Genomic DNA, 25,034 nt, shown 5'->3' with positions numbered 1-25,034 from the left:
GGCTGAACAAACAAACTTTCCTTTTTTTGGAAAATGGGTATTTAACAGCTTTAGCTTCAAGGACGAGAACTCCGTTTGTTTACGCGGCCATCGTTGTTCGGCTTTTGGAGAAGCTGCAAAATGCTCTGCTTCACAAAAGCGTTTGGTACTGTTACGGTCAGTATTAATTTGTATGACAGCTGCAAAAGGGGGGACAAGTGGTGTTACGGGAATTATCGATCCGGAATTTTGCCATCATCGATCATCTTGAAGTGACATTTGAGGAAGGCCTCACTGTATTGACAGGTGAAACCGGGGCTGGCAAATCGATCATTATAGATGCTGTTCAATTACTTGCTGGAGGAAGAGGCTCACAAGAGTTCATTCGCCACGGGGCACCGAAAGCCGAGCTCGAAGGATTGTTCATAATGGATGACCCGAATCATCCTGTTTTTGATAAATTGCTGGAGGCTGGTATCGAATCTGACGAGGGCATGCTCATTTTACGCCGCGATTTGAATGCCAATGGGAAATCAACTTGCCGAGTTAACGGCAAGCTGGTCACAATCGGCATACTCCGGGAAATCGGCGCCCAGTTAATTGATATTCATGGCCAGCATGACAATCAGGAATTGATGATGGAAAAGCGCCATATCCATTTGCTAGACCATTTTGCGGGGGACGCGTTGAAAAAGGCATATGTCAATTATTCGGAGTTGTATTCTGCTTATGTGAAGCTGAAGAAGAAGCTGGAGGCAGCTAGAGAGAACGAACAGCAGGTAGCCCAGCGGATTGACCTCTATTCCTTCCAATTGAATGAAATTGATTCAGCTGGTCTTGTGATTGGAGAAGAAGAAGAGTTAGAGGCTGAACAGAACAAATTACAGCACTTTCACCGTCTTTTTGAACGGTTGAATACTGCTTATGAATCGATTAGCGGAGACACGCATGCCTTAGACTGGGTAGGTTCTGCCATGAGCGATTTGGAAGATGCAGCCTCGGTTGATAAGACGCTGGCTGCACATGCAGAATCGGTAGCGACCAGCTTCTACACTTTGCAGGATACTGCTCATGATCTAAAGAATTTAATCGACCAGATGGAGTTTGATCCAGGCCGTTTGGATTTTGTGGAAAGCCGGCTGGCGCAGCTTCTTACGCTGAAACGTAAATATGGCAGTACTGTTGAAGAGATCTTGCTGTATCGAGACAAAATTGCAGATGAACTGGATCAATTAATAAATCGGGATGAACGGCTGGAAAAAGGAAAGGAAAAGCTCGAGCAGCTAGTCCAAGACCTAGAAGTCGAAGCTATGGAACTTTCCTTAATCAGGAAAGATGCGGCAAAACAGTTGGAAACCGCAATTTTGCAACAGTTGAAAGAGCTCCATATGGAAAAAGCTACTTTTGAAGTGAGGGTGACCCAACAGCCCGGCACTTTTGATATGAACGGTTTTGACGATGTCGCATTCTTTATCTCAACGAACGTCGGCGAACCGATGAAACCGCTCGTTAAAGTCGCATCAGGTGGAGAATTGTCCAGAATCATGCTGGCTCTGAAAACGATCTTCTCCAAACATCAAGGAATCATATCGATTATTTTTGATGAAGTGGATACAGGTGTAAGCGGACGGGTAGCGCAAGCTATTGCTGAAAAGATCGCTATGATCGCGACACATTCGCAGGTACTGTGCATATCGCATTTACCGCAAGTCGCTGCAATGGCGGACCACCATTATCTCATTAAAAAAGTAGTGAAGGATGACCGTACGATAACCGCCATTTCTGAAATTACAGGAATGGATCGGATAAAAGAGTTGTCCAGAATGTTATCGGGTGCGGAAATCACTGAATTGACCTTGCAGCATGCGGATGAATTGCTGTCTTTGGCAGACAATCGAAAAAAAGCATTCCGTCCTTAAATTGGATGGAACCGATAAGAAAACGTGCATACTCTTATGTGCGTTTTTTCTTTTGTCCGCAAATCGTTGACATTGCCGCATTTAATCGTAAGGATGAATAAATCATGTGGATAGTGTATGTACTTTTACCTCATCCTATTATGGATAATTACAATGGCCATGCGTAAATCATGTCGTTTTGCTTGAATTACCCTCTTATAACATCCCGGCGAACGGACATACCATAAGTATCTTAAATGAGGAGGTGAACTATGGGATGGAATAGACGACTCAAGCTGACTGTTTCGTTTGCCGCACTGTTATTTTTATTGCCATTCCATTATGATAAAGCTGCTGCGGATAGCGGTTCAGTCATTCCGATGGGAGAGTCCATCGGCATCCAAATGGATTTGTCCGGCGTGTTTATAACGGGTGACGTGCTGATCAATGACGAAATTTGGTTGAAAGCCGGCGACTCCATCCGTCAGCTAGGCGATAAAGAAATCAAAACAGTGCAAGATGTTGAAAGCATCTTACCGAAGGTTAAACAAGAACAGATCCGCTTGCTCATTGTCCGCCATGGCGAAGAGAGCGAAGTGAATGCCGATTCAAATGCCCTAAAGCGCCTCTTCCCGTTTTTGAAAGACCGTACGGAAGGGACAGGGACCTTAACGTATGTCGACCCCCAAAAAGGGACATACGGGGCGTTAGGCCATCAAATCGTCGATAGCTCATTGAAATCACCACCTTCCTTTAAAGATGGAGCGATCTATCTTTCCGAAATCGAACAAATAAAGAAGAGCGTGCCAGGAGTACCTGGCTATAAAATATCTTCCATCGTTAAAGATGGGGATTATTTAGGAAAAATCAAGACAAACGGAATTTACGGCATATTTGGTACGTGGAATGATGCCTCAAAGAAAGTGTTAGCCGCTCCTTTAGAAATTATGCAACCGTCTGAGCTACAGCTAGGGGAAGCTGAGATCTATACAACCGTCAAAGGGACAGAAGTAGGGAAATTCACCATCAAGATCACAAAAATCGAGGAAGAGCAGTTCCATTTCATATTGACTGATTCAAAATTGCTTGCTGAAACAGGAGGCATTTTGCAGGGCATGAGCGGGAGCCCGGTCATTCAAAATGGAAAATTTGTCGGGGCCGTTACCCATATGTTTGTGGATGAACCCAAAAAAGGAGCAGGTCTTTTCCTTGTCACAATGAGGAATGGTGAAAAGTAAACGCGGCTTTAGGCGAATTCAGCTATCCAGTTCGTTGCATTTAAGCTGTAAGGCGACAGGCAAAGGAAGGAAAATGCGTTTTCCTTCCTGCCGCTTTACATAATGACAGCATTTTCTTGTTGGCGGAAAAACGTTGAAGTTGGTCGAATTTTAGGGAAATCATAATACATAAGATGCATTTTTAAGTTCACGAGAGGATTCTTCAACCTTTTGTCGAAAATTTCCTAAGCACAGGACGATAAAATCAATATGGACATTATTTAGGGGGATTGGAATGGAGAAAGTAAAAATTGCAATTGCGGATGACAATAAGGAACTGGTTCGGACTATGAAAACATTTCTTGAAAACCAGGCTGAATTTGAAATTATATGGACTGCGCACAACGGCAAGGTCTGTTTATCAATGTTACAAGAGGAAGTCCCGGATATATTATTACTCGATATTATCATGCCGCATCTGGATGGCATCGCTGTGCTTGAAACGCTGAAAACGGATGCAGAATACAGTGATATGCATGTCATCATGCTGACGGCATTTGGCCAGGAAGACGTCATGTCACATGCAGCCAGTTTGGGAGCCTCCTATTTCATGTTAAAACCATTTGAACTCGATCGGCTTGTGAATCAAATATTTCAAGTGGCAGGCACGCAAAAACCTGCAAAACAAGCGAGTCAGGAAAATACAAGTTCAGAAGAAGGGCCAATTAATCAAAAAATGCTTGATACGACGATTACGTCCATCATTAAGGAAATTGGCGTCCCTGCCCATATTAAAGGTTACGCGTTCCTTCGAGAAGCAATCCAAATGGTATATATGGACGTGGATTTGCTTGGATCTGTTACAAAAGTCCTGTATCCAGACATCGCTGAAAAGTATAAAACAACTCCATCAAGAGTGGAACGTGCAATCCGGCATGCAATTGAAGTTGCCTGGAACCGTGGGAATTATGATGTTATTTCTAAAACCTTTGGATATACAGTACACCATTTAAAAAGCAAACCTACAAACAGTGAATTCATTGCCATGATTGCAGATAAGATTCGTATCGAGCATATGGCCAGCTAACAGCAATTATGAATATATTTATAATTTTTTTCTAAGCCGACGAGTGTGCACTTTCGTTGGTTTTATTTTTTTGTAATAAATATTGAGATAAATGTTAGAAAAACGCATAGGATTTCCTTTTATTGCTTTGTATCCTTTTAACTATCCAAATAGTCGGGTAAATCGATTATAATGAATTATAAACGTTGGAGGTGAGGAATGTTGCTGCAAGAGAACGAATACTTCGACTTGTATGTTGTAGATGAAGTGAATGTCTTTTTACGTTTAAAAAAAGGGGGATTCCCGATAAAATCCTTCGATCGGATCATCCAACAACATCCAAGAATTAAGATCCAATCATTCCCTATCTTGAAGAAAGCGCTTACAGAAGTAGGAAAAGAACATGTAATCGGCACTTATATTCCATTGATGGAGATAGAAGTCCAGCCCGATCGTATGAAGGCACAGCTCTATTTGAATGTGACAATGGATGAATTTGAAAGCAGAGAACAGGAACTGCTCCGTCTAGCAGAAGAGAAAATAAATGATCTCGGGATAAGATTTGGAAGGGTATCACTCGATTCCATACCATTCATACCAGGGGCGCCCATCTCCATTGCAATCGGCAAAGCGCCTGTCCAAGGAGCCGACGCAGAAATTACGTATATGGATCGTCCGGAACGGAAACCGGTTATTCGAGAGGACGGATCCGCGGACTATTATGAAATGAATTTTGTTACACATATTAATCAAGGCGACTGGCTTGGTGAAAAAATACTCCCGCAAGAAGGGACGCCTGGAATGGATATCCTTGGCAACGAGATTCCAGCTCCTAGGGGCAGTGATGCCCGCTTGGAATACGATAGTAAATCCATCTTTGAAGTGGAGGAAGGAAATAAAATCGTGTTACGTGCATCGCATAGCGGTGCATTGGAATTTCATCATGGAGTCATTAGCGTAGGAGCCCAGCTTGTGATAAATGGAGATGTCGGACCGGAAACGGGATCTATTACATTCGATGGTGCGGTCCGTATTCTCGGCACGGTCTTGGCAGGATATTCAGTCAATGCAACGGGAGATATTTCAATCGAAGGTAAGGAAGGTGTCACAAATTCAAAAGAAATTTGTTCTTCCGAAGGTGATCTTTACATAAAAGGCGGTGTTTTCGGTGGAGGTATGTCTGTCATTGAGGCGAAGGGAGATATCTTTCTGAAACATGCAAACAATTGCAAAATATTCGCTTCAAATGTCCATGTCGGTCTATACATGCTTGGGTGTGAAGTGGTAGCAGAGCGGGTACATGTGGATACGAACCGGGGAAAAATTATCGGCGGCCACATTGAAGCCATGTATACCATTGAGTGTGCATATGCTGGTAATCAGCATGAGCGTACGACTCATCTTCATGCCAAAGGGGTGGATAAGGATTTGATTTATAAGGAAATTCAGCATTTGGCCCAAGAGTTGAAGGAAGTTCAGGCAACCACACGTAAGCTAGAGGAGCATACTGGGAAGTTCGAAGCGACGGCTGGCCAACTGGCAGGTCAACAAGCCGAAGCGCTGCAGAAGATGCAGCAGTCAATCGAAACGGGACATGAAAAAATGTTGGAGCTCGATAAAGAAATCCAACTAGGTATGCGGAAAATTAGAAATGCGATTCCACCAAAGATTGAAGTGTCCAAAGAAGCCTATCCAGGTGTAGTGATTCAGATTGGGCATAAATCGACGACGCTGGCAAAGACGGCAAAGGGTGTCTTCGAAGTCTTTGACAATGTGCTCAATGTCTAGACCCCTCGTGTTTGCTCATCGCGGTGCTTCCGCCCATCGTTTTGAAAATACCATGACGGCATTTAAGGAGGCTGTTCACCTGGGTGCGGATGGTCTGGAAATCGATGTCCAGATCACGAGCGATGGCATGCCGGTCGTTCTGCATGATCCAGGTTTACAGCGAGTGGCCGGAAGGCGGCTGTCTATTTCGTCGGTGACTTCTAGTGAACTGCAGCAGATCCGGATCGGAAAAAGGTTTTGGAGACTCTTCATGGGTAGTCGAATCCCTACACTAAGGGAAACAGTTTCATTCTGTTTACTGCATCAACTAGTATTGAACATTGAATTGAAGGAGACTGTTGTAGAGAATCCCGAATCACTCCGGGATATTTTGGAAATGGCTGCTTTGCTGGATCAAGTACATTTTTCCTCGTTTGATTACGGAATACTCCAACAGGTCAAAGCGTTGGAGCCGAAGATGGAAACGGCTTTGTTGCTGAAAAAGCGTCAACTTGCGCCTGAACTTCTGAATGGCTTTGAAGTGGATAGCTTTCATTTCCATAAAAGGCTTTGGAAACATCCTTTTCAAGAAATGCTTACTGACTCAGGAAAAATTCTTAGAATGTATGGAGTGACTGGCAAAGAAGTATCCCTGCAAGAGGATGGACGAATTGCCGGCTGGATTACAGATTATCCGGAACGTTTTGTCGGCCAAAAGTGGAATAACGCGTAAAAAAGCAGTCGGATTGATATCCGGCTGCTTTTTTAAATTTCACAGTAGAGCTTATGTAATACCTTTCAACCAGTCAACGCTTTTCTTGAAACTTTTCCTGAACCCGTCCTTTTCTTCGGTCACGTCGGAGCAAAAACCCGGCGAAGAAGCCGAGGCCGGCAGCAAACAAGAGAAAGCCGATCAAAAACTGCAGCCAGATAAACGGGAACGGACTGAATAAGATTCCGAACAAAGAATCCCTCATCAGCTTGATGCCAAAAGCTGCCATCAGACCTGGTATGAGAAGGACGATAAACGCCGCCAAACGGGCCATTGTTAACAACTCCTTATCGATTTTAATTTTACCGTGTCATCAATTATTGTCAAGAAAGGAGTTATGGTGTATGATAAAAATGGATTTGCAAAAGATTGCATTCTTGTTAAAGGAGATTGAATATCCTTGCAAAAGGTTCTTATTATTGGAGCAGGGAATGGCGGCTCCGCATTATTGCATCTCATTAGCAAATTAGATTTCATGCAAGTTTTCGCAATCGTGGACCAGAATGAAAATGCTCCCGGCTTGCAACTTGCCAAGGAGCTTGGCGTCCGAACAGGGAAACAATGGGAACCGTTTTTAAAGGAACCCGTGCACATCGTATTCGATGTTACAGGAGACCCTGCCGTTTTTGCGGAACTAATGGAACACAAACCACCGGGAACCATGCTTGTGCCTGGTTCAGTGGCTAATTTAATTGTTCATTTATTGAACGAGAAAAATCATTTTATTCAACAAGTTCAAACTGAGATCCATAAGCAGCAGCTCATCTTCGATTCCGTTGAAGAAGGGATGATCGGCATTAATGCAAAAGGGAAAATTGATTTTATCAATGAAAGCGCTTGCAGAATGTTGGGCGTCCAGGGTATACGAATTATTGGCATCCCGATCGAGGATATTATTCCTGAAAGTAAACTTGTAAGGGTTTTCAATTCGGGGAAAGTCGAATTAAATGAGGAACTTCAACTACCGAATGGGTTGAAAATAGTGAGCTCCAGGTTCCCTCTTTTCACTTCAGATGGGGAAAAAATCGGCGCATTCGCTGTTTTTAAAGATGTTTCTGAAGTCTTGAAGCTGGCTGAAGAAATAACTGATCTGAAACAAGTGAAAACCATGTTGGAAGCAATAATCCATTCGAGCGATGATGCCATTTCAGTCGTAGATGACAAAGGCAACGGCATCTTGGTAAATCCTGCGTATACAAGGATTACCGGACTATCCGAAGACGAAGTGGTCGGAAAACCCGCTACTGTCGATATTAATGAAGGCGAAAGCATCCATATGAAAGTGCTGAAGACGAAGAAGCCTGTGCGCGGTGTCAACATGCGTATTGGAGAATCCAATCGGGATGTCATTGTCAACGTGGCTCCGATTATTGTCGACCAGCATGTGATGGGCAGTGTGGGAGTCATTCATGATATAACAGAAATGAGAAGTCTTATGCGTGAGCTCGATTGGGCTCGCTCTATTATCAGGAAACTTGAATCTACATATACCTTTTCAGACATCAATGGAAGTTCTCCGGATATTGAGCTTGCGATTGAACAAGCTAAAGTTGCCGCCGCTAAATCCTCGGTCCCAGTTCTGCTCCGAGGCGAACCGGGGACAGGTAAGGAACTTTTTGCACACGCTATCCATTCGGGCAGCGATCGCAAAACCCATAATTTTATCCGGGTGAATTGCAGCATCATCGACCCGGCAATCATCGAAAAGGAATTGTTCGGTGAAGATCATGAAAGAGGAAGGGCTGGACTGCTTGCGGAAACTGGTAAAGGCACGCTGTTTCTAGATGAAATATCTGATTTGCCGTCAAAAACTCAAAAACGGCTGCTTGATTATATCGTGAACAGAACGGACCAGCATCTATCCGATCAATATGAACTGCATGCCCGTATCATCACCGCCAGTTCGAAAAACCTAGAAAAAGCGATGCATGATGGCAAGTTTAACGAAGAGCTATATTATCATCTGAACCGATTATCGATCCACATTCCGCCTCTAAGAACGAGAAAGGGCGATATTCCGGAAGTGGCCAATCATCTGCTTGGCAAATTGAATCAGGAATTCGGCATGAATGTAGAGTTAATTACAGCCGAAGCACTGGAGCGGCTTGCTCAATATGATTGGCCGGGCAATGTGCGAGAGTTAGAGAATGTGCTCAGCAGGGCGATGATTTACATGCAGCCCGGCACAGCAGCCATTAAGGAAGAGGACATTCGGAAATCACTCTTCTCAAATGATGCCAAAATTGAAGAGGAAGTATCACTCGAGAAAAGCACTCTTGCCTCCATTATGGATGATTATGAACGAGCTGTGCTTGAAAAGGCGATGCAGGAGAACGATGGCAACAAATCGCTTACTGCGAACCGTTTAGGCATATCGCTCCGTTCCCTTTATTATAAGTTGGAGAAATATAAATTGATTTGATAGGGAGTGATAATAATGGCGTCACTCGATTCACTTATTGATAAAGCGGCTGCTTCGGATACCCGGCCGGTCGTTTCGGTCGCCAGCGCTGCAGATACCCATGTACTTGGGGCTGTCAAAATGGCATTGGAGAGGAATCTTGCATCGTTCCGCTTATTCGGTGACAAGGAGGAAATCCGATCGGTCCTAGCTAAAGTTGATCCACGTCTTTTGGACAATGGCTTCATTGAAATTGAAGACGCTTCAGATCAGCGAATGGCGGCAAAACTGGCAGTTCAATCGGTGTCCAGCGGCCAAGCGGATGTTCTCATGAAAGGGAATTTGCCGACCGCAACCATTCTTAAGGAAGTGTTGAATCGAGATTACGGTTTGCGTAAGGAGACGATCCTGTCCCACGTAGCCGCTTTTGAGGTTCCTGGTTATGAACGGCTATTATTTGTAACGGATGCGGCGATGAATATCGCCCCAGATCTTTCGGAAAAGGCTCAAATAGTCCGCAATGCTGTTCAGGCCGCTCACGCGTGCGGCATCAGAAAGCCGATCGTCGCTCCCCTTGCTGCGGTTGAAACAGTGAATCCGGCCATGCAGCCAACCTTGGATGCAGCTGCGCTTGTCGCCATGAATCACAGAGGGCAGATCAATGGCTGCATCATTGATGGCCCGCTTGCGCTTGACAATGCTGTATCACGTGAAGCTGCAGAGCATAAAGGGATTGAAGGAGAGACGGCGGGCAACGCGGATATTCTGCTAGTTCCTAGTATAGAAGCTGGAAATATTCTGTATAAGTCCCTCATGTACTTCGCAAATGCGAAAGTAGGGGCGGTCATCCAAGGAGCCAAGGCGCCTGTCGTGCTTACTTCACGATCGGATCGCATGGAAAGCAAATTGTATTCACTCGCTTTAGCAATACTTGTATCACAACATTAAACAGATAACTGGAGGAATTATCATGGAACTATTCAAATATATGGAGAAATACGATTATGAACAACTTGTCATCTGCCAAGACGAAGCATCTGGACTAAAAGCAATCATTGCGATCCACGACACGACACTCGGACCGGCACTTGGCGGCACACGCATGTGGACATATGCATCTGAAGAAGAAGCAATTGAGGATGCGCTTCGCCTCGCTCGCGGGATGACTTACAAAAATGCGGCTGCTGGCCTTGATCTCGGTGGCGGTAAAACGGTCATTATCGGTGATCCGAAAAAAGATAAGAACCCTGAATTGTTTCGTGCGTTTGGACGTTATATCGAAGGTTTGAATGGCCGTTACATCACAGCAGAGGATGTAGGAACGACAGAAGAGGATATGGATTTGATCCACTTGGAAACTGACTATGTTACGGGCGTTTCCGATGCCGGTTCTTCAGGCAATCCATCTCCAGTCACAGCTTTCGGAGTATACAAAGGGATGAAAGCGGCTGCGAAAGAAGCATTTGGAAGCGACTCCCTAGAAGGGAAAACGGTTGCGGTCCAAGGTGTCGGAAACGTTGCGTATGCACTTTGCGAATATTTGCATGAGGAAGGCGCAAAGTTAATTGTCACTGATATTAACAAAGAGGCTGTTCAACGTGCTGTAGATGCGTTCGGCGCAGCTGCGGTTGATACGAATGAAATTTATTCACAAGACGCAGATATTTTTGCCCCATGTGCACTCGGTGCCGTCATTAACGATGAGACGATTCCACAATTGAAAGCGAAAGTAATTGCAGGATCTGCGAACAATCAATTGAAAAACCCGGAACACGGAGACATTATCCATGAAATGGGCATTGTGTACGCACCGGATTACGTCATTAACTCAGGCGGCGTCATTAATGTCGCAGATGAATTGGCCGGTTATAATAGAGAGCGTGCGTTAAAACGCGTTGCGGGAATTTACGATACAATCGAGCAGATTTTCGCTATCTCCAAGCGTGACAGCATTCCGACATATGTAGCAGCAGACCGTCTTGCGGAGGAACGCATTGCACGGGTCGCTAAGTCTCGCAGTCAATTTTTGCAAAATGAAAAGAGCGTACTAAGCCGCAAAAAATAATAGACAGTTCTCATATCGAAGGTAGGGTTGAAAATGCCGAAAGACATTTTTCAGATTCTGGTCATCAATCCGGGATCCACATCGACGAAAATCGGCGTATTTGAAAATGATGCACAAGTGATGGAAAGCACAATACGCCATTCCACAGAGGAGCTTTCTCGATATCCTTCGATTATCGATCAATTTGATTTCAGGAAAAAGGCGATCGTGTCCTCTCTTGAAGAGCATGGATTCCATCTTGAGGGCTTTGCCGCCATTTGCGGAAGAGGGGGCTTGCTGCGACCGATCGCAGGCGGTACCTACTCCGTGAATGACTCCATGCTCAAAGATTTACGCAAAGGGGTTTCCGGACAGCATGCATCGAATCTTGGGGGCATTTTGGCGAACGAGATTGCGACGGATCTGAACGTTCCAGCTTTCATAGTGGACCCGGTAGTCGTCGATGAGCTTCAGCCCCTCGCCCGGATTTCAGGCTTCGCTCTCATTGAACGGAAATCGATTTTCCATGCGTTGAATCAAAAAGCGGTCGCCCGCCGATACGCAAAGCAAATTGGCAAGAAATATGATGAACTCCGCCTGGTCGTCACTCATATGGGTGGCGGCATTACGGTCGGCGTACATGAACACGGCCAGGTGGTCGATGTGAATAATGGCTTGCACGGGGATGGCCCATTTAGCCCGGAACGTGCCGGAACGGTTCCAGCAGGCGATCTGATCGATCTTTGCTACTCAGGCATTTATTACCGGCAAGAGCTAATGGCAAATCTCGTCGGCAAGGGAGGGCTCGTCGGCTATCTTGGGACGAATGATGCTGTAGCGGTCGAGAAACGGATCGAAGCGGGAGACGAGCGGGCAAAACTGATCTATGAGGCAATGGCCTATCAGGTCGCGAAAGAAATCGGCAGTGCGGCCGCCGTATTGAGCGGAAAAGTGGATGCCATCCTCCTGACGGGCGGGCTTGCTTATGGAAAAGCGTTTGTCCAATCCATCGCGGATCGCGTCGACTGGATATCCGATGTAGTGGTTTTCCCAGGTGAAGATGAACTTCAAGCACTCGCTGAAGGCGCATTACGCGTCCTGATGCAGGAAGAACAAGCAAAAACCTACCCTTCTTGAAGGGTAGTGATGAAGGAGGCCATGTTCAATGGCACAGGAATATGACGTGGTAATACTTGGCGGAGGAACGGGCGGCTACGTGGCAGCTATCCGTTCAGCGCAATTGGGGCTGAAAACAGCACTAGTGGAAAAAGGGGCACTTGGAGGCACCTGCCTGCATAAAGGCTGCATCCCGAGTAAAGCACTTCTGAAAAGTGCCGAAGTGTACCAGTTGGCCAAAAACGAAGCTTCCCATTTCGGAGTGGAGACGAGCGGAACCTCTTTGAATTTTGCACGTGTGCAGGCCCGTAAGGATGAAATCGTCAATCAGCTGCATAACGGCGTTAAGTCGCTAATGAAAAAAGGGAAAATTGATGTGTTTGAAGGCACAGGCAGAATGCTTGGCCCATCCATCTTCTCGCCAATGCCGGGAACCATTTCTGTGGAAATGAACAGCGGTGAGGAAAACGAGATGTTGATCCTGAAAAACTTGATCATCGCGACAGGATCCCGGCCGCGTACATTGCCGGGTCTTGAACTGGATGAACAACAAATCATGTCTTCTGACGGTGCGCTCGCAATGGAAACATTGCCAAAATCCATTCTGATCGTTGGGGGAGGCGTCATCGGTATCGAGTGGGCATCTATGCTTCATGATTTTGGAGTCGATGTCACCGTCATCGAATATGCAGACCGCATCATCCCGACAGAAGACGAAGACATCTCAAAAGAAATGAAAAAAATCCTATCCAAAAAAGGCGTCACATTTGCGGTAGGTGCAAAAGTGCTACCTGACACATTAAAGAAAACCGCTGATTCCGTTACCATTTCAGCTGAAATGAATGGAGAAACAAAAGAATTCACTGCGGAGCGGATGCTTGTTTCTGTTGGCAGACAGGCGAATGTGGAAGGGATTGGACTAGAGAATACGGAGATTCAATTGGAGAAAGGGTTTATTCAAACGAAACCTACCTTCCAGACGAAAGAAAGCCATATTTATGCAATTGGCGACGTCATCGGCGGTCTTCAACTGGCTCATGTCGCTTCCCATGAAGGTATTGCGGCTGTTGAGCATATTGCAGGGCAGACGGTCGAACCGCTTGACTATACTAAGATTGCTCGCTGCATTTACTCCAGCCCGGAAGCATCGAGTGTCGGTTTGACGGAAAAACAGGCAAAGGAACAAGGCTATGACGTGAAAGTCGGCAAATTCCCGTTCGCAGCCATCGGAAAAGCGCTCGTCAACGGGAATGCAGACGGATTTGTGAAAATCATTGCGAATCAAAAGACCAATGATATATTGGGCATTCACATGATTGGATCTCATGTTACCGATTTAATCTCTGAAGCAGGGCTAGCTATGGTATTAGACGCAACTCCATGGGAGGTCGCTTCCACAGTCCACCCGCATCCATCTTTATCGGAAGTGATGGGTGAAGCGGCACTCGCTGTAGACGGCAAAGCAATTCATATGTAAATGGAAGGGCGTTCCGAAAGCAGCGGAAGCCCATTAGGAAAAGGGGGAATTGAAAATGGCTCATTCGCGTCATGAAGAACTTGGATTGACGAATGAAGACGTGCTTCAAATGTATGAAACGATGGTCATGGCCCGTCGCCTTGATGAAAGAATGTGGCTTTTGAACCGTGCAGGCAAAATTCCATTTGTTATCTCGTGTCAAGGGCAGGAAGCCGCACAAGTTGGTGCTGCATTTGCTCTGAATAAGGAGAAAGATTGGATTGCTCCGTATTACCGTGATATGGGGGTTGTCCTTCATTTTGGCATGACGCCTCGTGAACTTATGCTGTCGGCTTTTGCAAAAGCTGAAGACCCGAACTCAGGCGGACGCCAGATGCCCGGTCATTTCGGCCAGCGGAAAAATCGGATTCTTACCGGTTCCTCTCCAGTTACAACGCAGCTTCCGCATGCAGTGGGAGTAGCACTCGCAGCAAAAATGAAAAAAGAGGATTTTGTTACGTTCGTCACGCTAGGCGAAGGTTCCTCCAACCAAGGGGACTTCCATGAAGGTATGAACTTTGCGGGTGTCCATAAATTGCCTACCATCGTTATGGTTGAAAATAACAAATATGCGATTTCTGTACCGCTTGAAAAGCAATTGGCCTGTGAGAACGTTTCGGATCGTGCAGTCGGTTATGGTATGCCGGGGGTCACTGTAGATGGAACGGATCCGCTTGATGTCTTTAAAGTTGTAAAAGAAGCAGCAGACCGTGCCCGTTCTGGAGAAGGCCCAAGTTTAATTGAAGCAGTCTGCTACCGCCTGACTGCCCACTCCTCGGATGATGATCATCGCTTATATCGCGACGCAGAAGAACTTGAGCAAGAGCGGAAGCTTGATCCGATTCCTAAATTCTCAGCGTACTTAAAAGAGGCTGGCATCTTAGATGAGGCATCTGAAAAAGAACTGGAAGAGCGGATTTCAGCTATTGTGAACGAGGCAACCGACTATGCGGAAAAAGCCCCGTATGCTGAGCCGGAATATGCGTTACGCCATGTTTACAAAGAGGAAGGGGGCGACGAGTGATGGCAGTGCTTTCCTATATCGATGCAATCACCCAAGCAATGAAAGAAGAGATGGAGCGCGACGAAAACGTATTTGTCCTTGGTGAGGACGTCGGACGTAAAGGCGGCGTTTTCAAAGCGACGACAGGTCTGTACGACCAGTTTGGTGAATACCGTGCGCTGGATACTCCGCTTGCGGAATCTGCCATCGCTGGAGTAGGCATCGGGGCGGCTATGTACGGCATGCGGCCGATCGCCGAAATGCAATTCGCCGATTTCATTATGCCTGCGGTCAACCAAATCGTCTCAGAAGCGGCGAAAATCAGATACCGTTCAAACAATGACTGGTCTTGCCCAATCGTCATCCGGGCACCGTTCGGCGGTGGGATTCATGGTGCGCTCTACCATTCACAATCGGTTGAGTCCATGTTTGCTAGTACACCTGGATTGAAAATTGTCATCCCTTCCACACCTTACGATGCGAAAGGATTGCTGAAAGCGGCAATCCGTGACGATGATCCGGTGCTTTTCTTTGAACATAAGCGTGCCTACCGTTTAATTAAAGGCGAAGTGCCTGAAGAAGAATACGTCCTTCCAATCGGAAAAGCGGATGTCAAACGGGAAGGTGATGATATTACAATCATCACATACGGCCTATGTGTGCATTTCGCACTCCAAGCGGCGGAACGTTTGGCAGAGGACGGAATTTCTGCCCATATCCTCGATTTGCGTACGATCTATCCATTGGATAAAGAAGCGATCATTGAAGCGGCATCCAAAACAGGCAAAGTGTTGCTTGTCACGGAGGATAACTTGGAAGGTAGCATCATGAGCGAAGTATCGGCCATCATTGCCGAACATTGCCTATTTGAACTGGATGCACCAATTAAACGGCTTGCCGGCCCTGATATTCCAGCGATGCCATATGCGCCGACAATGGAGAAGTTCTTCATGGTCAATCCGGATAAAGTCGAAAAGGCTGCAAGAGAATTGGCAGAGTTTTAATTCGGAAGGAGGTTGACAGAAATGGCTATTGAAAATATAGAAATGCCGAAACTTGGTGAGAGTGTCACCGAGGGTACAATAGAGAAATGGCTTGTGAAGCCGGGCGATCGAGTGAACAAGTATGACCCGCTCGCTGAAGTAAATACCGATAAAGTGACAGCTGAAATCCCATCTTCTTTTGAAGGGACGATCAAGGAAATCATCGTTCAAGAAGGTGAGACTGTCGAAGTGGGTGTCGTCGTCTGTACAATAGAAGTGGCGGGCGGCGAGGCCTCCCAATCAGCTGAACCGCAGACTGTAAAAGAAGAGTCCTCGAAAGAGATGCCTGCAGCTGGTTCACAAAAACCATCTGCCCCTATAAAGCGTGAAAAAGGGAAGGCGGCGGGCCGCTATTCGCCTGCAGTACTTCGGTTGGCACAGGAGAATGACATCGACCTCTCGCTAGTCGAAGGTTCAGGAAAAGAAGGACGCATTACGCGGAAAGATTTGATGAAACTGATCGAAAGCGGTGAGATTCCTACCGCAGCAGCTGAATCTTCAAGCTCTTCCTCCTCCAGCTCTGCCGAAGTTGTCGCCGAGCCGGCAAGACAGGATAGGTCAGCTGCTCCTGCGCGTACGCAAGAATCGGTGCCTGTTGCAGCAGGAGATATTGAAATACCGGTCAGTGGTGTTCGCCGCGCCATCGCGAATAATATGCTGCGTTCCAAACACGAAGCACCGCATGCCTGGACGATGATTGAGGTGGATGTAACGAGCTTGGTTAACTACCGGGATTCGTTGAAAGCCGACTTCAAACAGAAGGAAGGCTTTAACCTCACGTATTTTGCATTCTTTGTCAAAGCAGTCGCACAAGCGCTGAAGGAATTCCCGATGATGAATGCAATGTGGGCAGGCGATAAGATCGTTCAGAAAAAGGATATTAATATTTCAATTGCTGTCGCAACCGAAGATGCATTGTTCGTTCCAGTCATCAAACATGCAGACGAGTTGACGATCAAAGGAATTGGCCGTGAAATCAATGACCTGGCATCGAAAGTGCGTTCAGGCAAATTGAAATCCGACGAGATGCAGGGCGGAACGTTTACGGTAAACAATACAGGATCGTTTGGCTCTGTCCAATCCATGGGAATCATCAATTATCCGCAGGCAGCCATCCTGCAGGTGGAATCCATTGTAAAACGGCCTGTCGTTATGGAAGGCGGCATGATTGGGGTTCGTGATATGGTAAACCTTTGCCTATCCCTCGATCATCGTGTTCTGGATGGGCTTGTAGCTGGAAGATTCCTCGCTCGAGTGAAGGAAATATTGGAGAACGTAACAAAAGAAAACACTTCCATTTATTAATTTTTTCATCCCCATGCCGCTATGCAAGCATGGGGATTTTTCTACAGGTAAGTGATTTTCGGGGCGCTTAGGAAATTGCATGTAGAATGAATAGTTTTAAAGAGTTTAATAAAAAACGTAAGCTTGGCTCCAATGTGTTTATGCTTTAAAAGGAAAGAGATGTCAGGTACACTAGTAGATAGATGGTAGAGATATCGATTAGGAGGGAAACGCCCTTATGTCCATACATACAATGAAAAACGGAACCTTCGATACGCCCGAATTTGATGCTTGGAAAAAGCTTGCCACCGAATCTTTGAAAGGCAAGCCTTTTGAAAAATTAATTACAAAAACGTGGGAAGGAATTGACTTGCAACCACTTTATACAGAAGCTGTCCCGGCTAAAGCTTCACAAACCATTCGCGCAACGAAGCCGGAGCCGGGATGGACTGTGGCACAGCCGACTTTGGCCAAAACCGGCGCAGAGTTTGTGGAACGTTTAAAAAGCTCTCTGCGAAGAGGAAATGAAGCGATTGTCTACTGTGGCTTTCCAGCAGTTCAATGGAATGACGAAGAGTTAAATGCGCTCGCTGAATTGCTTGTGGACTTTCCGGTCTTTTTCTTTTCGTTGCAAAAAGATGATCCGATCTTACGGGTGTTCGATTTTGTAAACCATGAAATTCGATCGAAAGTGAAGGGAGTTGTCCAGGCGGAGCAGTGGACGCTTCCCGTCGGTTATTCGGGCTTGCGTACGAAAGGTGCCGATTTAACGGTTGTACACCATGAAGGCGCAGACGCAGTTACAGAATTGGCGCTTGCCCTTTCCATCGCTGCTTTGCATGCAGAGACAGCGGAAGCTTACTCTGTATTCTGTGAAGAGTTTTTTGTGAAGTTCTCGATCGATACTCATTTCTTTATGGAGATCGCAAAACTTCGTGCATTCCGTCTACTATGGCAAGCGTTTGCAGATGCACATGGAGAACAGGCGGTAGCTGTTCCGGTTATCGCGGAAACTTCCTTACGCTCGTTTTCGAAAATCGATCCGAATGTGAATTTATTGCGCGCAGGAAATGAAGCCTTTTCAGCCATTCTAGGTGGCGCAGATGTGATCACTGTATATCCGCATGATATCTTGACTGGTCCCACACCCAATTCACTTCGTTATGCGCAAAACATACAACTCGTATTAAAAGAGGAAACGAATGTCAATAAAGTGAACGACCCGGCAGCCGGTTCCTATTTCATTGAATCGTTAACTGAAACACTCGTTGAGAAAGCATGGAAACGATTCCTTGAAATTGAAGAAATGGGTGGGGCAGAGGCATATCAGTCTTCAGGCGAATTTAAAATGCTTTGGAAGAAACGACAGGAAGAAGTGGAACAGACGACTAAATCACTGATCGGCACAAATGTCTATGCGGATCTTCAGAAGAACCCCCTTGAGGATTGCCAGTATATGAAAAAATGGAATAGGTTAGCCATTCCTTATGAGATGCTCCGAGCGCAGTTTATGGAGGAACAGCCGAAAACTGCACTCTTGAATTTCGGGACGCTGAAAACAGTTAAGCCCCGCACTGATTTTGTCAGCGGTTTTCTGGCGTCTGGAGGAATTGAAAGTGAATGGAGTCCTGTATTCACAGATGTACAGGAAGCGCTTGGATGGGTGAATGAGAACAAGCCCGAGTATGTGGTTATCTGTGCGCCTGCCGATTCAACTGAAGAAATTATGGAACCGTTGCTTGCGACCTGGCCAGCAGGCATCCTAGTGGATGTGGCCGGAGCATATGATGCCAAAATCGAATCAAAATGGAAGTCGTTAGGGCTAAATGGTTTTGTTCATGCCAAGCAGAACCGCATCGAGAAATTGAAAAGTATTATGGAACGATGGAAAGGTGGAATGGGTAATGGTGAAGCCTGATTATCAAAAGGTCGATGTGAAACGTATCCTGCAAGATGCCAAGGAGACGAGCGGATCGACTGATAAGCGGTTCATGACGAATGAAGGGATTGAAATCAAACCGTTTTATTCGGAACACGATACGGCAGGCGCATCCCATCTGAACGATTTGCCTGGAATTGCACCGAATACACGCGGCCCTTACCCAACCATGTATGTTGCGAGGCCTTGGACTGTGCGCCAATACGCCGGGTTTTCAACTGCTGAAGAAAGCAACGCATTTTATCGACGCAATTTGGCAATGGGCCAGAAAGGTCTGTCGGTTGCCTTTGACCTGGCGACTCACCGTGGCTATGATTCCGACCATCCCCGTGTAACAGGTGATGTTGGAAAAGCCGGAGTGGCGATTGATTCCGTAGAGGATATGAAAATTCTGTTTGATGGGATCCCGCTAGATCAGATGTCTGTTTCCATGACGATGAATGGCGCTGTTCTGCCAGTTATGGCCTTTTATATCGTGGCCGCCGAGGAACAGGGCGTGAAGCCTGAACAGCTGGCGGGCACCATCCAAAATGACATATTGAAAGAGTATATGGTGCGGAACACGTATATTTTCCCGCCAGACATGTCAATGCGGATCATTGCGGATATTTTTGAATATACATCCAAGAACATGCCGAAATTCAACTCCATTTCAATCTCCGGCTATCATATGCAGGAAGCGGGCGCTACTGCTGATATTGAGCTTGCCTATACCCTTGCGGATGGCTTGGAATATGTCCGCACGGGACTTGCGGCAGGCATCGATATCGATTCGTTCGCTCCACGGTTGTCGTTTTTCTGGGCAATTGGCATGAATTATTTCATGGAGATTGCAAAGATGAGGGCGGCAAGAAGGATTTGGGCGCAAATGATGCAATCTTTCGAACCGAAAAACCCGAAGTCGCTTGCCTTGCGAACGCATTCCCAGACATCCGGCTGGAGCTTAACGGAACAAGACCCATTCAATAATGTAACTAGAACATTAATCGAGGCGAATGCCGCTGCAATGGGGCACACGCAATCTTTGCATACGAATGCGCTCGATGAAGCCATCGCATTGCCGACAGATTTCTCGGCACGGATTGCGCGGAATACGCAATTATTCCTGCAAGAAGAGACCTTTATGACAAAAACGATCGATCCTTGGGGCGGCTCCTTTTATGTTGAATCGCTTACTGCTGAATTAATGGAAAAAGCATGGGACTTGATTGAAGAGATCGAAGACTTAGGCGGCATGGCGAAGGCAATTGAAACGGGGCTTCCGAAGATGAAAATCGAAGAGGCTGCAGCAAAGCGTCAGGCTAAAATTGATTCAAAAGCTGAAACAATTATTGGGGTCAATAAATATCGTCTTGAAAAAGAAGAACCGATCGATATTCTGGACATCGACAATACACTTGTACGCCAAAAACAGATTGATCGCATTAATCGGATGAAAAAGTTGCGTGACGACGAAGCAGTGGCGCTTGCTTTGCAAAACCTGACAGAAGCTGCTCGAAGCGGAGAAGGAAATCTTCTTGCATTGTCTGTAGAAGCAGCGAGAGTGCGTGCAACGATCGGCGAAATATCGGATGCGATCGAAAAAGTTTCCGGACGCCATAAAGCAATCATCAGATCCGTCAGTGGTGTCTACAGCTCAAACTTCTCCAATCAGGAAGAAATTGAAGAAGTGAAGGAAATGACTGAGGAATTTTTGGAGAATGAAGGTCGCCGTCCTCGCATCCTCATTGCCAAAATGGGGCAGGACGGACATGATCGTGGCGCGAAAGTTATCGCTTCCTCATTCGCCGATCTGGGCTTTGATGTTGATATCGGACCACTGTTCCAAACTCCGGAAGAGACGGCTCGCCAAGCGGCTGAGAATGACGTTCATGTCATCGGGGTCAGCTCCCTTGCAGCAGGCCATAAAACACTGGTCCCTGCATTGAGTAATGAACTGGCAAAAGTAGGACGAGAAGACATTCTTATTGTTGTGGGTGGCGTCATCCCGGCTCAGGACTATGAATTTTTACGGGCCAATGGGGCTTCGGCAATTTTTGGACCGGGGACAGTTATTCCAGTGGCGGCACAGAAAGTGATTGAGGATATTTATCGCCAGCTCGGTTACGAGGAAGTGATGGAGTGAACGACAACAAAGACGGTGCGTTGCACATTATGGACGGCATCAAGTCGGTCCATGACGGCATGGTATCCGGTCCAAGAAAACGGTTTGTCAAAAAGAAGCGGCTGCTGGAAAAGGGGGAGCTGGCGGAACAACTCACATCCGGCTCCCGGCTGCATCTCGCAAAGGCTATAACGCTGCTGGAAAGCACGCATGCAGAAGACAAGCAGGCCGGCCAGGAATTGCTGAAAGAATTGCTTCCACAAACAGGACGCAGCATCCGAATCGGCATTACCGGCGTTCCAGGAGCAGGTAAAAGCACGTTCATTGAAGCATTCGGACTGAAACTGGCAGAGGCTGGCCATAAAGTCGCTGTACTTGCAATTGATCCGAGCTCCACGATCACTGGCGGCAGCATACTTGGTGACAAAACGCGTATGGAGCTACTAGCGAAGCATCCTAATGCCTTCATCCGTCCATCGCCTTCGTCCGGTACGCTGGGCGGCGTCCATAAGAAGACGAGGGAGACGATGCTGTTATGCGAGGCAGCCGGCTACGATGTCATTTTAGTCGAAACAGTCGGTGTCGGCCAAAGTGAGACAGTTGTTCGTGGCATGGTCGATTTTTTCCTCTTGCTCGTCCTGACAGGCGCAGGGGATGAATTGCAAGGAATGAAAAAGGGGATTATGGAACTGGCTGACGGGATCATCGTGCATAAAGCGGACGGCGAAAACGAGCGGCTGGCAAAGAAAACAGTACGGGAATACCGTCAAATTCTTCATTTCCTTCAACCCGCATCACCCGGATGGACAACAACAGCTATGCCAGTGTCTTCGTTGAAAAAGACAGGGTTGGATGACGTGTGGACGACCATCCTGCGTTTCCAAGAAGAGATGACAGAGAGCGGTGTTTGGAGTCGCAGGCGGCAGGAACAAACAAAGGATTGGTTCCACGCCACCATCCAAGATCATCTGCTGGACCAGTTCTTTGCTGAGGCGGGAAGAAAAGAGCAGGTACTCCAGTTGGAACATGGTTTGTTGGAAGGAAGATGGACCGTGGCAGGGGCTGTTGAGGAACTGTTTCAGCCAAAGGAAAAGCGGAGAGGGGATTGACCCTTCTCCGCTTTACTTACTTATTCAGCAGCTTGCAATTCCTTTTCTAATTCAGCTTCCAGTTCTTTCATGTAGTCCTCGAAAGAAATCGCTTCCTTTTTCACTTCTTCAGGAATTACAATCGCTTTTACAGCGTTAAAGTTGCTCATCGTACCTGTCAACGTTTGAACAATTTTCACTGTAACATCATCGATTGTCATAGAAATTTTTGTAGTGCCTTTCATGTCTTGAGGGAATAATGTCTTCTTGTCAATTGTTGTAACAAAGTACATTTCCTCGATTTCCATGCCTAATGCGCCAAAAAGATCGCCATCTAGAACAGTTTCTTCAGTTGCCGGCTCGTTTTCTTCTGTTGTTTCTTTATTCTCTTCCACAGTTACTGCTTCTTCAGCCGTCTCGGATGCTTTTGCATCTTCTTTTGCTTCTGTCGTTTCTTTATTCTCTTCCACGGTTACTGCTTCTTCAGTCGCTTCTACTTTTGCCTCTTCAGCAGTCACTTCAGCCGCTTCTTCAGAAACTGCTTCCACTGGAATTTCCAGCCCGCCAAGAGAAGTGCCGATCAACGATAGAGCTTCGTCCATCAAATCTTTTAAATCTTCCGTTGTCAACGTTTGAACCATGACATAAACATCATCATATTCGAAAACGTGAACACCTTTCATGAACATCTTAGCCATTTCCAATTGAGCGGTTGGATCAAGAGTAGCACCCGCTTCAAGACCTAGCCCCATGTCTTTGCCATAATTAATCCATTTGTTTCCGTCATACTGATAGAATTCTTCTTCTGTCATGTATGCTTCGCTAGTAATTTCTTCTTTCTTTCCATCAACATCCGCAGTCATTTTCTGTTTCATATGGATGGCAACTGGTTCCTGTGTAACGTCCATATCCATATCCATGATCATATTCATGGATTTCGGCTCTTCTGTTGACTCCATTTTCTGATCTAGCTTCATTTTAGCCGAATAGCTTTTCAGATCCGCATTCATCATCTTTTCAAGGAATTTATCAAGATCTTTTACGCGGTTCGTTGTAACTGATACAGTTTGTTCGTCTTCGGAAACTTCTACTTCAAAACCTTCCAAAGTGGATAAAAACTCTCCAGAAACGTAATTACCATAGTTTTTCAATGTAAGTGGAAATGTTGTATCCGCTTTCTTTCCGTTCACTTCAATTGAACCTGCTGAAGCATTAAAATCAACAGTCAAATAAGTATTCGTTACAGATAGCTTGCCGGACTTGTCCTTAGACACTTTGTAGCCTGCTTCCGTAAACAGGTTTTCAATTGGAATTAAAACATCTCCATGTGACATGAACGCTTGTTCATAGCCATCCACTTCAACGCCATCAACGACAAGCTTTACATTGCTTGCTGCAGATACCGTGTTTTGAGGCAATGCGAACGATAGTATGAAAACGAACGCTAGTGCCCATGTTGCCAACTTTCTCATGTAACTAACCCCCAAAAAATATTTACTTGCGAGTTTGCAAGTATACTAGTTTATACGATGGATTTGAAATAAAGTTTCAATTTTTTATAATATTTTACTGGGATGTTTGATTTCCACCACTAACTCCACATCCAAACACTCCTTTTGCAAGAAAGAAATGCAACTGCTATGATAAGCCTATAAGCTGAAAGGGGAAAAGATGCATGACAATGAATTTTAATTTCTACATGGATGATATAGTGAACCAAGCACGGTCTGAAATGGAAACTAGCGGGTATGAGCAATTGAAGACAGTTGAAGAAGTGGATGCCGCATTCAAACGTCCAGGCACGACACTCGTTATGGTGAACTCTGTTTGTGGATGTGCAGGAGGCATTGCCCGTCCGGCTGCCGCACATGCTATCCATTATGATAAGCGTCCAGATCATTTGGTGACAGTTTTTGCTGGTCAGGACAAGGATGCAACGGCACAAGCCCGTATGCATTTCGGAGAAGATCACATTCCATCCTCGCCTTCTTTTGCATTGTTAAAAGACGGTGAATTGGTAGCGGAAGTAGGCCGTTATGAGATTGAAGGACATGATCCGATGTCTGTTGTCATGAATTTGCAAAGCAAATTTGAGGAATTCTGCGAGGAAGTATAATAAAAGAAGTCCAACCTGGCCATTCGTGGCGGGCTGGACTTCTTTTTCTTTAAACGTTATAAAATCATGCTGAGGCCAAATAAGATACTTGAAGCCACCATGGCTGCGATCATTAGGTAGACGACAATCTTTTGCACCTTTTTATTACTCATCGGGCAAGTCTCCTTACACTGTACTATACCTCCATTTTAACAGAAAAGGAGGAGAACTCAACATGTAGCGGATTTATTCACGAAACGTTACAATAGGAAGAGGGAGGAATGACAATGAAAAAAGTCGATCATATCGGAATTGCCGTCAGAAGCATGGATGAGGCGCTGGACTATTATATACATACATTAGGTTTAGAATTACTGGGGATAGAAGAAGTGCCGAGCCAGCAGGTGAAAGTCGCCTTTCTCGATGCAGGCAACATTAAGATAGAATTATTGGAACCGACCAGGGAAGATGGCGCGGTCGCCAAATTTATTTCCAAGCGGGGAGAAGGTATCCATCACGTGGCGTTTGGCGTATCCGATATTCGAAGCCGAATGGCCGAATTGAAGGAGAAAGGCGTGCAATTGCTGTCGGAGGAACCGAAACCGGGTGCTGGCGGTGCAGAAGTCGCTTTCATGCATCCAAAATCTTCTTTAGGTGTTCTGTACGAACTATGTGATAAAAGTGGCAAAGGGGACAAGTAAT

Annotated in this window: 21 protein-coding genes; 18 read left to right on the top strand and 3 right to left on the bottom strand. The window is 46.0% G+C overall.

Annotated elements, in window-relative coordinates:
- Nucleotides 1-200: 200 nt before the first annotated feature.
- From recN to ACSW3C_RS00180, 5 genes are all read left to right on the top strand, one after another.
- Entirely contained in the window at nt 201-1,898 is a 1,698-nt protein-coding gene (recN, locus tag ACSW3C_RS00200; RefSeq protein WP_486560250.1) for a DNA repair protein RecN, read from the top strand.
- A gap of 251 nt (nt 1,899-2,149) precedes the next feature.
- On the top strand, nt 2,150-3,115 hold the full coding sequence (locus ACSW3C_RS00195) for a SpoIVB peptidase S55 domain-containing protein (RefSeq protein ID WP_486560249.1): 966 nt from the start codon (nt 2,150-2,152) through the stop codon (nt 3,113-3,115).
- 274 nt (nt 3,116-3,389) lie between these two features.
- Complete coding sequence (gene spo0A, locus ACSW3C_RS00190) at nt 3,390-4,181, top strand: sporulation transcription factor Spo0A (protein ID WP_238081885.1); 792 nt, start codon at nt 3,390-3,392, stop codon at nt 4,179-4,181.
- Nucleotides 4,182-4,379: 198 nt separating this feature from the next.
- The gene (locus ACSW3C_RS00185; protein WP_486560248.1) at nt 4,380-5,948 is read left to right on the top strand and encodes a flagellar assembly protein A; all 1,569 of its coding nucleotides are present in this window, start codon (nt 4,380-4,382) and stop codon (nt 5,946-5,948) included.
- Nucleotides 5,932-6,660, top strand: a complete 729-nt coding sequence (locus ACSW3C_RS00180; RefSeq protein ID WP_486560247.1) for a glycerophosphodiester phosphodiesterase — start codon at nt 5,932-5,934, stop codon at nt 6,658-6,660. Before ACSW3C_RS00185 ends, ACSW3C_RS00180 begins: the two co-directional genes overlap by 17 nt.
- Nucleotides 6,661-6,733: 73 nt before the next feature.
- Here ACSW3C_RS00180 and ACSW3C_RS00175 read toward each other — a convergent pair whose 3' ends face one another.
- A complete protein-coding gene (locus ACSW3C_RS00175; RefSeq protein ID WP_238081879.1) occupies nt 6,734-6,973 on the bottom strand; it encodes a DUF2627 domain-containing protein in 240 nt (79 codons plus the stop codon).
- Between the two features lie 126 nt (nt 6,974-7,099).
- On the opposite strand from ACSW3C_RS00175, the gene ACSW3C_RS00170 reads away from it, so the two are divergent.
- The 11 genes from ACSW3C_RS00170 to meaB all read left to right on the top strand — a co-directional run bounded on the left by ACSW3C_RS00170 (nt 7,100) and on the right by meaB (nt 22,258).
- Nucleotides 7,100-9,121 (top strand): sigma-54 interaction domain-containing protein, encoded by a 2,022-nt coding sequence (locus ACSW3C_RS00170; protein ID WP_486560246.1) that lies wholly within the window; start codon nt 7,100-7,102, stop codon nt 9,119-9,121.
- A 15-nt stretch (nt 9,122-9,136) separates the two neighbouring features.
- Complete coding sequence (yqiS, locus tag ACSW3C_RS00165) at nt 9,137-10,048, top strand: phosphate butyryltransferase (protein ID WP_486560245.1); 912 nt, start codon at nt 9,137-9,139, stop codon at nt 10,046-10,048.
- A gap of 22 nt (nt 10,049-10,070) precedes the next feature.
- Nucleotides 10,071-11,165 carry a branched-chain amino acid dehydrogenase gene (bcd, locus tag ACSW3C_RS00160; protein ID WP_486560244.1) on the top strand — a complete coding sequence of 365 codons (1,095 nt, stop codon included), beginning with the start codon at nt 10,071-10,073 and terminating at the stop codon, nt 11,163-11,165.
- Nucleotides 11,166-11,198: 33 nt separating this feature from the next.
- Nucleotides 11,199-12,281, top strand: coding sequence for a butyrate kinase (gene buk, locus ACSW3C_RS00155; RefSeq protein ID WP_486560243.1), 1,083 nt, complete (start codon nt 11,199-11,201; stop codon nt 12,279-12,281).
- Nucleotides 12,282-12,309: 28 nt separating this feature from the next.
- On the top strand, nt 12,310-13,737 hold the full coding sequence (gene lpdA, locus ACSW3C_RS00150) for a dihydrolipoyl dehydrogenase (RefSeq protein ID WP_486560242.1): 1,428 nt from the start codon (nt 12,310-12,312) through the stop codon (nt 13,735-13,737).
- Between the two features lie 55 nt (nt 13,738-13,792).
- Nucleotides 13,793-14,800 (top strand): thiamine pyrophosphate-dependent dehydrogenase E1 component subunit alpha, encoded by a 1,008-nt coding sequence (locus ACSW3C_RS00145; protein ID WP_238081866.1) that lies wholly within the window; start codon nt 13,793-13,795, stop codon nt 14,798-14,800.
- Nucleotides 14,800-15,783, top strand: a complete 984-nt coding sequence (locus tag ACSW3C_RS00140) for an alpha-ketoacid dehydrogenase subunit beta (RefSeq protein ID WP_238081863.1) — start codon at nt 14,800-14,802, stop codon at nt 15,781-15,783. The genes ACSW3C_RS00145 and ACSW3C_RS00140 overlap by 1 nt, the downstream gene beginning before the upstream one ends.
- 21 nt (nt 15,784-15,804) lie before the next feature.
- A complete protein-coding gene (locus ACSW3C_RS00135; RefSeq protein WP_486560241.1) occupies nt 15,805-17,127 on the top strand; it encodes a dihydrolipoamide acetyltransferase family protein in 1,323 nt (440 codons plus the stop codon).
- A gap of 217 nt (nt 17,128-17,344) precedes the next feature.
- Nucleotides 17,345-19,024 carry a methylmalonyl-CoA mutase family protein gene (locus ACSW3C_RS00130; RefSeq protein ID WP_486560240.1) on the top strand — a complete coding sequence of 560 codons (1,680 nt, stop codon included), beginning with the start codon at nt 17,345-17,347 and terminating at the stop codon, nt 19,022-19,024.
- The gene (gene scpA, locus ACSW3C_RS00125; protein WP_486560239.1) at nt 19,011-21,170 is read left to right on the top strand and encodes a methylmalonyl-CoA mutase; all 2,160 of its coding nucleotides are present in this window, start codon (nt 19,011-19,013) and stop codon (nt 21,168-21,170) included. Before ACSW3C_RS00130 ends, scpA begins: the two co-directional genes overlap by 14 nt.
- On the top strand, nt 21,167-22,258 hold the full coding sequence (gene meaB / locus ACSW3C_RS00120) for a methylmalonyl Co-A mutase-associated GTPase MeaB (protein ID WP_486560238.1): 1,092 nt from the start codon (nt 21,167-21,169) through the stop codon (nt 22,256-22,258). The genes scpA and meaB overlap by 4 nt, the downstream gene beginning before the upstream one ends.
- Nucleotides 22,259-22,278: 20 nt before the next feature.
- Here the strand turns inward: meaB and ACSW3C_RS00115 are convergent, their stop codons facing one another.
- Nucleotides 22,279-23,709 carry a DUF6612 family protein gene (locus ACSW3C_RS00115; RefSeq protein WP_486560237.1) on the bottom strand — a complete coding sequence of 477 codons (1,431 nt, stop codon included), beginning with the start codon at nt 23,707-23,709 and terminating at the stop codon, nt 22,279-22,281.
- Nucleotides 23,710-23,912: 203 nt separating this feature from the next.
- Here ACSW3C_RS00115 and ACSW3C_RS00110 point away from each other — a divergent pair, with 203 nt between their 5' ends.
- Nucleotides 23,913-24,353 carry a BrxA/BrxB family bacilliredoxin gene (locus ACSW3C_RS00110; RefSeq protein ID WP_486560236.1) on the top strand — a complete coding sequence of 147 codons (441 nt, stop codon included), beginning with the start codon at nt 23,913-23,915 and terminating at the stop codon, nt 24,351-24,353.
- A gap of 56 nt (nt 24,354-24,409) precedes the next feature.
- Here ACSW3C_RS00110 and prli42 read toward each other — a convergent pair whose 3' ends face one another.
- Nucleotides 24,410-24,505, bottom strand: a complete 96-nt coding sequence (gene prli42, locus ACSW3C_RS00105; RefSeq protein ID WP_207961158.1) for a stressosome-associated protein Prli42 — start codon at nt 24,503-24,505, stop codon at nt 24,410-24,412.
- A 114-nt stretch (nt 24,506-24,619) separates the two neighbouring features.
- On the opposite strand from prli42, the gene mce reads away from it, so the two are divergent.
- Entirely contained in the window at nt 24,620-25,033 is a 414-nt protein-coding gene (gene mce / locus ACSW3C_RS00100) for a methylmalonyl-CoA epimerase (RefSeq protein WP_486560235.1), read from the top strand.
- The last annotated feature ends 1 nt before the right edge of the window (nt 25,034 follow it).

The organism is Sporosarcina sp. AD_1 (assembly GCF_057373025.1).
Note: the sequence above shows the minus strand (reverse complement) of the source record. Positions and strands in the feature narration are given on the sequence as shown.